11 protein-coding genes are annotated in these 13972 nt (G+C 43.0%); 7 read left to right on the forward strand and 4 right to left on the reverse strand.

Annotation, left to right across the window (positions count from 1 at the left end; translation table 11 throughout):
* Positions 1-368 precede the first annotated feature (368 nt).
* Complete coding sequence (gene yjeH / locus AAEZ00_RS00590; protein WP_335686724.1) at positions 369-1646, forward strand: L-methionine/branched-chain amino acid transporter; 1278 nt, start codon at positions 369-371, stop codon at positions 1644-1646.
* A 16-nt stretch (positions 1647-1662) separates the two neighbouring features.
* Here yjeH and AAEZ00_RS00595 read toward each other — a convergent pair whose 3' ends face one another.
* Both AAEZ00_RS00595 and AAEZ00_RS00600 read right to left on the reverse strand, forming a co-directional pair.
* Complete coding sequence (locus tag AAEZ00_RS00595) at positions 1663-2112, reverse strand: tellurite resistance TerB family protein (protein ID WP_124012703.1); 450 nt, start codon at positions 2110-2112, stop codon at positions 1663-1665.
* Positions 2113-2238: 126 nt separating this feature from the next.
* Positions 2239-2784 (reverse strand): DUF2780 domain-containing protein, encoded by a 546-nt coding sequence (locus AAEZ00_RS00600; protein ID WP_124012702.1) that lies wholly within the window; start codon positions 2782-2784, stop codon positions 2239-2241.
* 170 nt (positions 2785-2954) lie between these two features.
* On the opposite strand from AAEZ00_RS00600, the gene AAEZ00_RS00605 reads away from it, so the two are divergent.
* Both AAEZ00_RS00605 and AAEZ00_RS00610 read left to right on the forward strand, forming a co-directional pair.
* A complete protein-coding gene (locus tag AAEZ00_RS00605; RefSeq protein WP_124012701.1) occupies positions 2955-3677 on the forward strand; it encodes a hypothetical protein in 723 nt (240 codons plus the stop codon).
* Positions 3678-3709: 32 nt separating this feature from the next.
* The gene (locus AAEZ00_RS00610; RefSeq protein WP_351088018.1) at positions 3710-5149 is read left to right on the forward strand and encodes a DUF4145 domain-containing protein; all 1440 of its coding nucleotides are present in this window, start codon (positions 3710-3712) and stop codon (positions 5147-5149) included.
* Between the two features lie 767 nt (positions 5150-5916).
* Here the strand turns inward: AAEZ00_RS00610 and AAEZ00_RS00615 are convergent.
* Positions 5917-6939: a DUF4382 domain-containing protein gene (locus tag AAEZ00_RS00615; RefSeq protein ID WP_351088020.1), complete on the reverse strand. Its 1023-nt coding sequence runs from the start codon at positions 6937-6939 to the stop codon at positions 5917-5919.
* 680 nt (positions 6940-7619) lie between these two features.
* Positions 7620-8630: a DUF4382 domain-containing protein gene (locus AAEZ00_RS00620; protein ID WP_351088022.1), complete on the reverse strand. Its 1011-nt coding sequence runs from the start codon at positions 8628-8630 to the stop codon at positions 7620-7622.
* 577 nt (positions 8631-9207) lie between these two features.
* On the opposite strand from AAEZ00_RS00620, the gene AAEZ00_RS00625 reads away from it, so the two are divergent.
* From AAEZ00_RS00625 to AAEZ00_RS00640, 4 genes are all read left to right on the forward strand, one after another.
* Positions 9208-11055 (forward strand): SLC13 family permease, encoded by a 1848-nt coding sequence (locus AAEZ00_RS00625; RefSeq protein WP_233768586.1) that lies wholly within the window; start codon positions 9208-9210, stop codon positions 11053-11055.
* Between the two features lie 996 nt (positions 11056-12051).
* Positions 12052-12423 (forward strand): hypothetical protein, encoded by a 372-nt coding sequence (locus tag AAEZ00_RS00630; RefSeq protein ID WP_351088024.1) that lies wholly within the window; start codon positions 12052-12054, stop codon positions 12421-12423.
* An 18-nt stretch (positions 12424-12441) separates the two neighbouring features.
* A complete protein-coding gene (locus AAEZ00_RS00635; RefSeq protein WP_351078975.1) occupies positions 12442-12954 on the forward strand; it encodes a hypothetical protein in 513 nt (170 codons plus the stop codon).
* Positions 12955-13045: 91 nt separating this feature from the next.
* A complete protein-coding gene (locus AAEZ00_RS00640; RefSeq protein WP_351078973.1) occupies positions 13046-13741 on the forward strand; it encodes an AbiU2 domain-containing protein in 696 nt (231 codons plus the stop codon).
* The last annotated feature ends 231 nt before the right edge of the window (positions 13742-13972 follow it).

Consider the following 13972-nt stretch of genomic DNA (forward strand, 5'->3'; position numbering starts at 1 on the left):
GCGGTCGATAATGAGCATTCGAGGCTAAAAAGGATGTTAACTAAAGTGGTTCAAAATCCTGTAATAATGTCAGCTTTAGGAGGAATAACCTGCCGAATTTGATACTGTTACTGTATTGAATGGGGATGCATATAGGCTCATCAATTCATTTAAATCGTAATATTTTGGCCGGTAACCATTTGCGTTGTGGCGGTTAAAATATTAATTGATTCAGTACCATGGTCACCACTGTGTTGAATTTAAAAAGTATGCTGACACCCGTTTTTTTTGTAACGCCCTAAGCAAAACTTGATAGCCGCGAATTAATCCGCATCATGTTTACCTGTTTGCCCTTATAATGTCGCCATATATCTCACAAGATTAAAATAATGAATCAAATAACAGCAACAATCGGACGCTGGCAAGGCGCAGGCTTAATGGCCACCACATTGTTAGGCACGGGGGTCTTTATTTTACCGCAAATGACCATAGAGGTAGCCGGCTCAGGTTCGTTATTGGCATGGTTATTATTGACGGTTGCGATTATCCCGGTGGCATTAGTGTTTGGTTTGTTAGCGAGTCGTTTCCCTCACGCCGCTGGCCCGGCTTACTTCATTGAAAAAGCCTTTGGTGCCACAGCAGGCCGAACAATTGGGTTAATCTTTTTGTTAGTCATCCCCATTGGCGCGCCAGCAGCCATTTTAATGACCTTTCAATTTTTAGATGCACTGGTGTCGATATCTGGGATTGGCCAGTTAGTGGCTGAATTGCTGATTGTGGTTGTGTTATTGCTGCTCAATATTAAAGGCATTCAGGTGTCGGCTAAATTACAATTTGCCCTCACGTTGCTGATAGTTACGGTAGTAGCGATATTATTTGGTGCTAGCGGGTTAAATGTTGATCAACTACAAACCTTCGCTCATACCAGCCACCCGCAGTTTAGTGGGGTTATGCTCGCCATGGGCATTGGTTTTTGGAGCTTTTTAGGTATTGAAGCCATGACCCATCTTGCGGGCGATTTCCGCCAACCCGATAAAGACTTATTGCCTGCGATGATGATGGGGACGGTATTAGTGGGGATTATTTATTTGGCCTGTACTTTTTTATTGCTTATGGTGCCAACAGAGGGTGACGGCTTAGCGATGATATCGGCGTTTGATTACTTACTCTCAAACACCGTATTGAGCGGCTATGGTGGCTACATTATCGGAGTATTAGGTATTGCTAGCGGGTTAGCGACAGTGAATGTGTATGCTGCCAGCGCTGCGCGTTTGTTGTGGAGCTTTAGTAAAGAAGGCATAGTGCCACGCTATTTTGATAAGTTAAATCCACATGGCGTGCCTTTTAGAGCCTTGTTTGCTATTTTAGGCTCGATGGCAGTGGTCATTGTTGTCACCTTTTATGGCGCTCACGAACTAGAAGATTTAATCGCTTGGAGCAATGGGGTTTTTGTGATTATTTACCTGTTGGCCATGTTGTCTGCTGCTAAGTTACTCAGCAAACGCTACTTACCTTTGGTGGTTGCGGGTTGCTTATTTTGTATCGGTTTAGGTATTGCTCTTGGAAGCAATATGATTTATGCCATTGTAATGGTTATTGTTGTTGCCCCTTTTATGTGGTGGCAAAAAGCACATCTTACACGTAAGTATTTAGTGAGTAATCACTAAGGATAATGGGCTTTATTTAGCGAGTTTCCATGGCAATATTACGCATTTGAATCAGTTCGCTGTGTTTTAAGTGTAGTAACTCTGCCGTACGACGAATAATCTGGTCTTCATATTGAGACAGTTCACCGTCGGAATAGGCTAATTGCCACATTGACAGCAGTAATTTTTGTTTATCATTAATACTAAATTGAGCATTGATTTCGGCGGTGAATTCAAATAATGATGTGGCGTCTTTACGGCTTTGTTTCGCCTCGTCTATCAGGATTATCGCTTCTTCTGAGCTAATGCCTAAAGTGTTGATGAGCATTTCTGGCAGTAAAGCTGCTTCAGCTGCGGCCAAATTTTCATCGGCATACACAACCTCTTGTAATAGGGTTGCCGCCGCGAGGTTGAGGTTTTTCTGTTTATCTTCAGGGCTACTTTCTTGAGCATGCGATTGGAGAAACTGCTTGAGTTTAGCGATCATAATCACTCCGTTATAATGACATTAGACATACCGATGCTAGCAAAAATGATAATCCCAAGCGAATAGCATGGGATTAAATAATGTTAACGTAAGTTCACTATGATTGTCAGACCGTCTTAAGGCTGATTATAAAACTGAGCCTAGGCCTTTGATTAATAAATCAACCGTGCCGTCACCGCCACTTTGCTGTAGATAGTTTTTAGCGATATTCACCATAGGTGTAATATATTCTTTTGAGATACCTAGTTTGTCAAAAGCATCATATACCATTGCGCTACCTTGTAACGCAGTGCCTAAATCACCCGTTTTTGATAATAATCCTGACATACCACTGTCTGATGCTAACGCAGGTACCGCAGCAAGTAGACCGTCTGTATTAGGGATGCTGTCGCTTAATTGACTGAAATCATTTGCACCTAAATTACTTTGGGCCAAGCTAAGTAGTGACCCTAATCCGCCTTCTGCTTGGGGTTGAGTTAACCCCAGTTGTGACATAACGCTAGCCACTAAAACACTTGATTGCTCAGTTGCTTGGGATTGGTCAATTGTTTTAGCTTGTTCTGCTGCCGGTTTTTTGGTTATTTCAGTCACGTTATCTAACCAGCCCGCCGATGCTGGAGCTGAGAATATAAAGGCGCTAAAAAGTATCGCTAATGATAATGCCAATTTCATAATGGGTATCCTTTTATGTGGCTAAATGTCAAAACTTAGATGCTATTTTAGCCTAATTTACATAAATGCGACAAATGATCGCATCTTTTAATAATTTGATTTGTGCAAAATACGTTTTTTTTGGGTATCCTAAGCGCCATATTCGTCGTTAATAGATTACTGGAACCCACATGTCATTGTTTGCAATTATGGCTGAAGCATTTAACTTTTTTCGAAACCACATCCGTCAGCTTGCCGTACTGACTTTGCCATTTTTGTTAATCCAAGTCGCGATTCAACTTTGGCTGGGTAATGAAATGATCCAAGCGGATGTTGAAAACCCGCAATTTGGTGCTATTCATGCTGCTGCAATGATGGTGCTATTGTTGGTGTTTTCATTTTTAATTGCCGCCTTAACCTTATATTTAGAGTTACGCTCTCAAGGCCACGATCTTGCGCCGGCACAAATACTAAAAGCCAGCTTTCCGTTTGTACCACCGCTATTACTGGCTGGGGTATTTTCTGGTTTAGCGATTTTAGCGCCAGTAATGATTTTTGCGGCGTTTGGGCCACTGTGGTTAATTGGCTTAATAGTGAGCTTGTACTTATTCTCTCGCCTAGCCTATGTCAATTTTATGGTGGTGGTTGAGCGTTTAACGCCATTTGAAGCGATTAAGAGCAGCTTTAAATTTAGTGGCCCTATCACCATTAAAACCATTGCGGTATTAATGCTATACGTGCCATTGTCTCTATTAGGCGGTATGTTTTCACAATTCGCGATGCAAGTTGGCTTTCCGCTACAACTGGTCGTTGAAACCACTTTTTCGTTCTTAGGTTTGTTCGTTAATATTGCTTTGTTTAGATTGTATATGATCAATCGTAAAACACCGGATGCTGACAACTCTGAAGGATAAAGATGTTATAGATACTCAAAAAGGAGAGACCATTGTTAAATGATATTGAGTTTATTGATGGTTTCTCTATTGAGTTGGGCAATGATTACCGTTTAGCCAAAAGCTATGTACGCGACATTCCAACCCAAGCGTTAGTTTATATTAGAAGCTTTACCCATAAGTTAGCCGCTCAATTAGCTCAGAAGCATGATGTAACATTTACCTCTGCCAACTTATATGATCGCATCGAACAGTTAAATCAGCTGCGCGTGATTGATGTTGCTGCCGTGCGGGCGTTACATCGCCTGCGCAGTGACGGTAATCGTGGTGCCCATCCTGAAAAATATCATTTAACCCAAATTCAGCTCATTAGCATCGCAGAAAAGTCGATTCGTCATATTTTGCAGTTAATTGTAAAGCTATACCCCTCTTTACATCGAGGCACTGCACCCCGCTACCAATTTGAAGCATTTGATTCATACGCTGGCCGCGATTTATGTTATCGCGCAGTGATGAAGAATGATCCTGAAGCACAGTATTTAGTGGCAATGTCACTCAAAGCCAAAGGGTTAATGTTACAAGAGCAGGAGCGCGCGTTGGCGCAAACCATTGACACATCCGCGACAGAAAGCGCGGCGACGTCGGCATCCGTTGAACAAACATCAGCAGAGGCATTTGCACAAGCGGCACATTGGTTTCGTGTTGCATCCACTCAACATCAAGCGGCATTATTTGAGCACGGTGTGAGCTTATTGCATGGCTATTGCAGCGATCCAAATCCAATCGAAGGTGAGCAACTTATTGCTAAAGCTGCCGGAAAAGACATTGTTGAAGCACAAGCATTACTGGGGTTTTTCTACCTTATCGGCAGTAATCAATTTACCGTCGACCTAACTCAAGCCGAGCGTTTATTGACCCTTGCTGCCAATGCGGAAAATGCCGAGGCTATGTCTAATCTTGGGGTGTTGTTTTATCAAGCTCAGCAGTTTGAACAAGCATTTGTATGGATTAATAAAGCAGCCCAAGCAGGCTATCCGAATGCACAATATCATTTAGCCCTGATGCTGAGCGAAGGTTTGGGCTGCCAAATAGACTTGGCTGCGAGTCAGCAATGGATGAGCGAAGCTGCCGAGCAAGGTCAAGTCGATGCAATGTTATATTGCGGCAGTGATATTTTGCATGACGACAATGCCAGCCAACAACAGCGCACTAAAGCCGAGCATTACTTACATCAAGCTATAAAGTACGGTCACAATGTTAGCGCAATGATAGAGCTAAGCGTGGCGTTAGCCGACGGTATTCTAGGCCGTATCGATGTGGTGCAAGCAGCGTATTTACTCACATTAGCTAAGGTACACGCCAATGACGATCACTTACAAGTAATCGAACCATTGTGGCAATCATTAGCAATGCAAATCGACAGTGTGATCGCACTTAACCCAAGTGAAGATGAAATGATCGCGCTGAAACAAGCCAAACACTTACTCGAATAAGTCATGTTTTGTTTCCAAATAAGAGCGTGTGACCTTACGGTCGTGGCATTTCGCCGACACCCGACTTAAAGGGATAAAGTGACATTTATTCAATAGATCGTTATTGCAATAGAGTCCTTACTAAACCCGGATCGCACCAACGAATTTGCACGATTTAAATAACTGCATACCATAGCTTTAGTCGATATCACCGCCTCAACGAACCTCAGATCTAGATAATAAAACGTTATTAAACAGGCGCTTATTTAGATGGCGATGTTGATTGGCAATAAGCTAGCTATTGATGCGTCAATGGGCATTATTAGCAAGACTAATCGCAAAAAAAGAGCAAAAAAGTAACAAGTTTGATATGAAATAGACCAAACATTCTGATCTTGGCTAACTTATCCCATCCCTTAACCTCTGCTGAGGTTACGTTAGGATTAAATCGTTAGCTCAATGTTGTCCAGTAATCGGGTTGGATTTATTAATATGTTTATGCCCATATTGGGTTGGATCGTTAAGGAATAAGGTAGGTTTATTTAGGGGTTATCACTACAACCGCGAATGTTATAGCCATTGATGGCCTATTTTTGTAAAGTATCTTTTCTACTTAATGGCTGCAGATCTTACTGGGTGTTAATGGTTTTTTACGGTTAAATGAATGAGCCGAGTCATAAAAAAAAGCATCCATTACGGATGCTTTTTTATAAGTCAGCTTTATTTGGTGTTAAGCGAGTTGCTCAAGACTATGGTTTAAGTCTATGGCTTAAGACTATGGCTCAAGACTATGGATTAAGCGTGTTAGCAAAATCACCATTAGCCACAGTGCCATTGGTCACTGTCACTGTTTGTTTATCCGCATGGATAAAGAAAGGTAGCTCTAAATCATCAGGGTTGTTATTGAGATCAGGATCGTCATTTTGGGCTACACAGGTGTAACCCACACTGTAGTTGCCTGCAACGACGAAACCAAATTCATAGCCTTGGCCAATGACTTCACCGTTCTGATCGATAATATCGTTGACTCTAGCAGAAGCAATTGGCGCAATTTGTGGTGCCACAACGGCATCACTTCTGAAATCGCTCATATTGTCGAGTGCTGTTGCATCTGAGTAAAGATAGACAGCATGACTAAAGAGGCTGCCACCTGCTGCTGTTCCACATAGTGTCTCGAGCTCTGAGGGAATATTGCCTTTAATGGCTCCGACTTCAGCATTGTTATGTAACTGAACTGATGTTGGTTTTAAGGTCCAGTAGTCTTTATTGCCGTGGGGGTCTTGTAAGCCACTGTTTAGGTCAAATTCGGCGACAAAGCTGTTTGTACCGGCTGCGATAGTAAATGTTTTATTGAAAAATAAACGGCCAGTATCAGCATCGTCTGCGCCAACACCGCCACAAGAGCCATTGCTGTTGGTTGTCAGTCCATAGAGATTATCATCTATGGTTTTAACAAAAGAGCTCTCGGCATTTGGCGTTTCACTTCTTTGCATGTAAATACACATTTGGTATTCGCCAACGGGGATACTTTGACCGCTCACTAAAGTTTCAACAGCTGTACCTTGATATTCGAGTAAATTGACTTGTTTTAAATCGCCGTCGTCAGACACGTCAAATGAAATGCTGCCCGTATCATTTTTCAATACGACTTGCTTAAAAGCGATAGTCACGTTTTTTGCGTCACTCGGGTTATCTGACACGCCTAAGCTAAACTCTCCCATTTGCGGCGAGGAAGTGTCGTCGTCACCACCACCACAGGCGACAAGCAAGCCCGATAGGGAGAGCGCAATCAGTGTTTTTACTGTTTTCATGGTGGACCTTCTTATTCATTGGAGGGATGGCGTTGTCGTGAAAAAACAATCTCTTGTCTTAAACGTTAGCTAACTTTATCGAGTATTGTTCAGTTTACAAGCGTCAATATTTTGGAACGCGTCAATTGCTTAGCGTTATATGCCAGACGGTATGTTGATACTTTTTTATTGTTATTAAAGTCATTAAGATAGAATGTTTTTATCCCAAAATTTACCAAGGACCGCAAAGATTAATTATTCAATACAATGAGATTTGGGTTCAGAAAATTGTTTGGCGGTGTCGTTGCTGAGCGAAACTAAGACTATGTTTTAAAATGATCTGTACCCTTAATAATAGACATTTAGATAAGCATTAGATCCTAAATCGTGGTGTTGTAATGACAAGTAATACATTACTTGTTGTTATTTGAACGTAGATAATGGAGTAAAAACCCTAGCTCATTCCTGTCCATCTACCCGTCAGTGGATATTTGCTGACTCAAAACGGCCATTGTGTGTTAGAGAGAAAAACCGATTGCCACTTTTATGTGAAGAGCTGCGGCTCTACCTCAACGCAACGATAACAATGATTAACGAGGTATCTGCTCATACTTCAACTCAATCATCATTACCGTTAACTTAGTTCACCATGCTTTTAGGCGTGAAGGCTCCCAAATTGAATGTGAGCCTGACTATTATCGCTAGCCGCCCATACCCATACCCATGCCGCCGTGATGACCACCATTGCCATTACCGCACTCATGTACCGTCTGCTGGCCACCCTGTGTACCTGCTTCTATGGTAATTGAACCTGAATCTTTAAACATAACAAATGGACCACTAGTGATCTCATCGGTGATTGGATCATCTACATGGCCTAAACAGCTATAGCCGACCCGATAGTTTCCGGCTGGCAAGTAGCCCATGGCAAAGTGCCAGTTGCCGTCGGTATCCTGCATCATAGGACTGACTGCCGTAGGGGGGATGAAACCCGCTGGTGGATTGGTTCCCATATCTGCCATTTGGTTAATATCGGTGACCTCTTCGGGGTACAGGTAGGCCATATGGCTAAATTGCCCTCCCGCCGAAGCCAGATCGGAGTGAGTTGTTTCGCAATCGGCAATCCACTGGGGGTCGACCTCACCTAGCAAGTGACCCATATGACTATTATCGACAGACCACATGGCTTCATGATTTAAAAGGTATTGCCCCTGCTCGTTAGACAAGCCACGATACAAATCAATTTCCATGGTGATGGCAAGATGCTGGTCAGCGACGACCTCAAAATCCGAAACGGGCAGCTGTCCATTGGTAATATGCAAACCGTGGCGACCCTGGCCATCTTCAACATAGCAGCCGTCATTGCCATCGCCTTGCTGGGTGGTGACATAGGCATCATGATACTGCCCTGGGGGCAAGTCGATGCTATCGACCATAAGATGACTGTCCATCCCCTGGAAATCGAGTAGGTTAAATGCCATATCCTGTAAGTCATGCCTATGGATGTCGCCCGCGGCATCTGTCATGACCAGTTCCCCCATGACCATGCCCACATGGGTAACGCCAGCCATAGGCGAGTCGGAAATGGCTAGAGAGAACTGCCCCTGAGGCAATACCTGTTCCGGCGCCGTGACAGTACTATCACTATCACTCCCACAAGCCCCAAGCCAAAAAATTGAGGATAAGACCAACATTGTTTTACAAATCGTCATAAAGCCGCCCTGAATATATGAAATTTATCTAATGCTAATCCTTTGGAGGTAGTAATGCTAATTGGTGAGATATAAATGTGATCCTGAGCCAGATGCAAGATGTAAAAATCGCTGTTTAAGATTAAGATATTGAAAATAATGGTTATTAATTGTTGTTCTATGGTTTTTTATGGCGCTATAAAAATCATATGACTAGTAACAATATCCAGCATAAGTCTTGCAAATCAAACAAAAAATACCTCTTACTGGATGATGACATTACTGCGACATGGCTACAGCTTGTGTTTCGTCAGGAAAACAATTCAATTTTGACATGGCGTTAAATGACAATGTTAGGCCGCTGAATCTTCAATTTCATGCTTGCCTGTGGGTTATACAATAAGACATAACCCATAACTTGCTGATTTGTTTCTCTTCAATTAGCTTTATTAGAAAAAAAGCCTAATATTTAGGTGATATAGGGTCAACAAACAAACGCCAACCTGCACTGAAGAGCGTCGTAGAAAAGATCTTCAGAGCAAGCCTCTGCTTTACCATGCATATGCAAATAAAAAAGGTTAACTGACAGGTGCCAGCAATGAATATCATGACTTTGCCACCGCTTCCTGATGTGCATGCACTTGCAGTGCTATTGCTTGTCTTGCTTGCTCTGTTTCTGTTTACCAGAGAATCTATTGCCATTGAGACGTCGAGTCTGTTTATTCTGGCAGTGCTGAGCATAGGTTTTACTGTTTTTCCTTACATCAACGCCCAGGGGCAACATCTTGAGGCGCTGCAATTTTTCAGTGGTTTTGGCCATGAAGCGCTGGTGGCTGTGTGTGCATTGATGATTGCCGGAAACGGCTTGGTGCGCACGGGAGCCCTGGTGCCTCTTGGCCGAATTCTAGCGCGTTTATGGCGAGTAAGCCCTGTATTGAGTATGTTGCTGACCCTGCTGATTGGCGCTTTTCTCAGTGCATTTGTCAATAATGTGCCGATAGTCGTGCTGCTGCTTCCTATTCTGATCAGTGTCTCGCTGCGAACCGGAGCGCCTGCTTCGGGGGTGTTAATGCCAATGGGGTTTGCGACGCTGGTGGGCGGCATGAGTACCAGTATAGGTACCTCGACGAATTTGTTAGTGGTCTCGGTGGCTGCTGATATGGGCCTGAGAAGACTGCAGATGTTTGATTTTTTTGTACCAGCAGCAATCGTTGCCGGCATTGCCATTGTTTATCTATGGTTGATTGCACCACGCCTACTGCCTGCACGTAAGGCCATACTCAGCGATACCTCTCCAAGAATATTTTCCGCCCAACTGGTGATATTGGAAGACGGTTTTTCCGTCGGCAAGACATTGACAGAGCTGACCGAAAAGACCTCAGGGTTGCTGGAAGTATCACGCATCATGCGGGGTAGCGGAACCTATATTGTCCCCTTGCCGGATGCGCAAATTCAGGCAGGGGACAGGTTGATGGTCAATGAAACGCCGGACAATCTTAAGGAGCTGGAAAGTGCTCTGGAGGCCATGCTCTATGTCGGCGATAACCCGGTGGATGAAGAGCATCCATTATCCGGTGAGGGACAGCAGATCGCCGAAATAGTTGTCATGCAAGGTTCTCCTCTGCTTGGCATGACCTTAAGGCAAGTTAACTTTTATAATCGCTATCAGTTAATGGTCCTGGCAATACATCGGGGGGAAAGCTCAGTCGAGACGCTGCGCGAAAAAATAGCCCAGGCTCGCCTGCGCATCGGTGATGTTCTGCTGGTGCAGGGTAATCAAGATACCATAGGTGAAATCAAACGAGCGGGTGAGCTATTGGTTCTCGATGCGACCGCAGACCTGCCGCACACCGATAAAGCGCTAACGGCTCTGCTGATCATGGCTGGGATTATTCTTGTGTCGGCATTTGGGGGCGTTCCCATTGCGATCAGCGCAGTCGGTGGTGTATTACTGATGCTGATCACCCGCTGCTTAACCTGGCAGCATGCTTCCATGGCGCTGAGCACCCAGGTTATTCTGATTGTCGCGGCGAGTTTGGCGATGGGGGCTGCATTATTGAAAACCGGCGGTGCAGAGTATTTGGCCCAAGTCTTTGTGGCCTTAACGGCGGGGGCTTCTTCGGCGGTTATTGTGTCTGGACTGATGTTGTTAATGGCAATTATGACCAATATTGTTTCCAATAATGCTGCGGCAGTCATTGGTACTCCCATTGCTATCAGCATCGCGCAGCAACTGCAGGTTGATCCCGAACCCTTTGTTATTGCTGTGCTGTTTGGCGCCAATATGAGTTACGCCACCCCCATGGCGTATAAGACTAACCTGCTGGTAATGCATGCGGGTGGTTATAAGTTTATCGATTTTGTCCGTGTGGGCGTTCCCCTAACGATCATTGTCTGGCTGAGTTTATCGCTATTACTGCCGGTCATATATTCGCTCAGTTGGTAACATTTGCCGTGGCATAATGAATGATCAACATCATTTGCCTGTTTATTCTTTATTGCCTACGGCCACTAACGGCTGTTCCCTCTCTAATCTTCATAAAAGAATTGGCCAGCCGCCCTGCAACATTTTCCCGATTGACTTAAACAACAGATGCGAAAAGGTCGCCATGGGGATTGATCCAGCATTTATCTTCGTTTTAATCCTGCTTCGGCCCATCTTGCAGTAAAGAGTGAAAATGCTAACGCTTCCGATAGGCCTGTCAGGCTCACGCATTCTTTTATAAAGAGTCTTCAACGTCCTCAAGTTTAGAGTTGAATTTGTCCCTTTTAACGTCAACATACCGACACGTTTATGCCCCAAAGTGTTTTTAAGATATGGCCTGCGGCCACTAACGTCGTGGCGCTTCACCCACACCAGACCAAGAGGAAATCAACGGCTATTCCCTCTTGGAACTCCCAGCCGCCCCGCAACATTTTCTGAACAGCGAAAAGGTCGCCATGGGGATTGATCCAGCTTTTAACTTTATTTAGTGTTCTTCGGCCTTATTCGAAAATGCTAACGCTTCCGATGGTACATCCTGTACCGCGAAAGCTAAGCTCACATCCATGTGAGCTTCACGCTATTTTCTTCAACGCCCTCAAGTTTAAAGTTGAATTTGTACATTTTTAAGTCAAAAACCAACTCGGTTTTGCCCCTTTATCATTTAGAACATATGCTCAGCTCCATTTTGCCTAGCTAGATTAGCCCTACCCCTGCTAATGTTAAATCACCATATCTAGTGACCACTTTACCCACATCTATAATCAACCCTGAATTTAGATGTGAACGCTAAATAACATTAGACACTAACGAATTTACATTAGAGTAAACACTATCGCGATATAGTAATATCGCCATATTGTTCAATGACTTACGGTGGTGTCGCGGCTTGTGATTAACACTTTTTCGGAGTATCTTATGCTTTAGCCAATCAAAGATTATATTTATAAAGGAGTTAATATGGGGCTTGGTAGAGTTGATATACACGCAGGAGATTTTAAAAAAGGAAATGAAAGCCAGTACGTGCATGGTAAATTCTCAATGAAAAATGAAGGTGAATTTTTTCGTGAAAAGATAAATCCTTCGGAAATAGAAAGGTTGGAAGAGGCATCTGAAGAGTCAGTTATAAGTATCGGTGGTGCAGCAGGCTGGGGCGTTGCGGGTAGTGTTCTGCTTGGTCCTGTTGGGTTGTTAGCGGGGTTAATACTAGGTGGAAAGAGCAAAGATACTACTTTTATTTGTGAGTTCAAAGATGGTCGGAAATTCTTAGGTACTGCATCCTTTAAAGTATTTAATGAGCTTAAAAAAAATATTATGGCTTCATCATTCTAGTGTTACATAGTGGGCAATATGACAAGTAATACTCGAAAGCAAGATGTGATTTTGCCGTTCTACGTTAGATTTACAACACGAGTTTTAAGTAATATTTTGAAACTTTCAATATTGCTTATGTTAAGTGTACTTCTAGTCGTTGCAGCTATCATTCTTGATTCTAAGGCCTTTGGTTTCCAATACCTTAAAAAAGCAGGTGTCGTTATTGGATTATTTGGTGTGCTACTTTCACTAAAACATCGATTGTTGAAAGCTTTTTCAAGTTATGTCACTTATGACTCAGATATAAACGGTGATGGCTTGTTTTTTTGTAACGATATCATTAGTCAATGTGAAGCTCAAAAAGTAAAGAGTAAAGCAATTGAGGAGGCGTGCGGTGTTTGGATGATGCTAATTGGCACCATCTTAAGTGTTTTCTCTTTTTGGCAAGCGTTGCTTTTGCTTATTTATCCTTATCTGTTAGGTCTTGTCGACAAGTCAGAGGTGGTGTTCTTTGACATACTTCAAGCAATTAGTAGCTCACTTAATTAGTGAATTCACTGGCTCGGTTTGTCACAGCGGCTGGTTTTGGGATAGGCAGTGGATTACTGTCCATACAGCGTTATGTATTTAGAGAAAATCAATGAGAAAACAGCAATTGCCTAGGTTTCAGAAGAAAATTGATTCAGCGACCATTGGCTACTTAAATCTTTTGGAACCCAAAGAACTTCTGTCTGTATCGATAAATCTGAGCAACTCCCTAAGTTCCTTATCTTCTCCTATCCGGAGAAGTATTCTTACGTTGCAACATACTTTGTATGCATCTTTAATGGTTGATGTTCATTCTTGGCTATTTGATCCGTCGAAAGGGTCATCGAATTTAAGCCTTTATAACCTGCTTGAGCAGTTGACTGATAAAGATACTAAATTCAACACAAAGTATCTTAAAAGCTACTATATTGCTGAGCCAAATGTAGTAAAACTCAACGAGTCAGCATCCCGTTGTCAAAGTGAATTTGTTAGCAAGCGTGTAGCTAAATTTGATCAGGACTTTCTTGAATGCATCGGTAATATTGAGGAACTACTGAATTCAGGGCAAGCAACAAGGATTAAGTTGCTCCGAAACAAGTTACTTGCACATAAAGACGGTGTATATGACGTAAAAGCTAATGGTCACGAAATTGGAGATGTATTTTACTTGTTAGGGCAGATGAAAGTTATATTACTTACCCTTAACAGACTATTTCAACGAGTTAGCTACCCCATTGAAGAATCCGAGCAACAAGCCAAGAGTAATGCTGATTTTTTTTGGAAGCATGTAGCACGTACAAAGATTTAAGGATACTTTTCCTAATCCTGAGATCAACTTTTAGACCCTTTGCACTAACTGATTTATGTCCATAAATGATTTAGATGCCTTGATTGAAAATGCCTAAATTCACCTCTGAACTTGAGGCCGTTGAAGAAAATGACGTGAGCTGGCCATGGATGGCCCGCTAGCTTTCGCGGTACAGGATGTACCATCGGAAGCGTTAGCATTTTCACTCTTTATTATAAGATGGGCCGAAGA

Source organism: Shewanella sp. S1-49-MNA-CIBAN-0167 (genome assembly GCF_040310145.1).
In the GTDB taxonomy this organism is placed as follows: Bacteria; Pseudomonadota; Gammaproteobacteria; order Enterobacterales; family Shewanellaceae; genus Shewanella; species Shewanella psychromarinicola.

Bases quoted from the DNA above. Each gene is read 5' to 3' on its own strand.
- AAEZ00_RS00615 (WP_351088020.1), bottom strand. From the start codon at position 6,939: ATGAAAACAGTAAAAACACTGATTGCGCTCTCCCTATCGGGCTTGCTT.
- AAEZ00_RS00595 (WP_124012703.1), bottom strand. From the start codon at position 2,112: ATGATCGCTAAACTCAAGCAGTTTCTCCAATCGCATGCTCAAGAAAGT.
- AAEZ00_RS00600 (WP_124012702.1), bottom strand. From the start codon at position 2,784: ATGAAATTGGCATTATCATTAGCGATACTTTTTAGCGCCTTTATATTC.
- AAEZ00_RS00605 (WP_124012701.1), top strand. From the start codon at position 2,955: ATGTCATTGTTTGCAATTATGGCTGAAGCATTTAACTTTTTTCGAAAC.
- yjeH (WP_335686724.1), top strand. From the start codon at position 369: ATGAATCAAATAACAGCAACAATCGGACGCTGGCAAGGCGCAGGCTTA.
- AAEZ00_RS00635 (WP_351078975.1), top strand. From the start codon at position 12,442: ATGACAAGTAATACTCGAAAGCAAGATGTGATTTTGCCGTTCTACGTT.
- AAEZ00_RS00640 (WP_351078973.1), top strand. From the start codon at position 13,046: ATGAGAAAACAGCAATTGCCTAGGTTTCAGAAGAAAATTGATTCAGCG.
- AAEZ00_RS00625 (WP_233768586.1), top strand. From the start codon at position 9,208: ATGAATATCATGACTTTGCCACCGCTTCCTGATGTGCATGCACTTGCA.
- AAEZ00_RS00620 (WP_351088022.1), bottom strand. From the start codon at position 8,630: ATGACGATTTGTAAAACAATGTTGGTCTTATCCTCAATTTTTTGGCTT.
- AAEZ00_RS00630 (WP_351088024.1), top strand. From the start codon at position 12,052: ATGGGGCTTGGTAGAGTTGATATACACGCAGGAGATTTTAAAAAAGGA.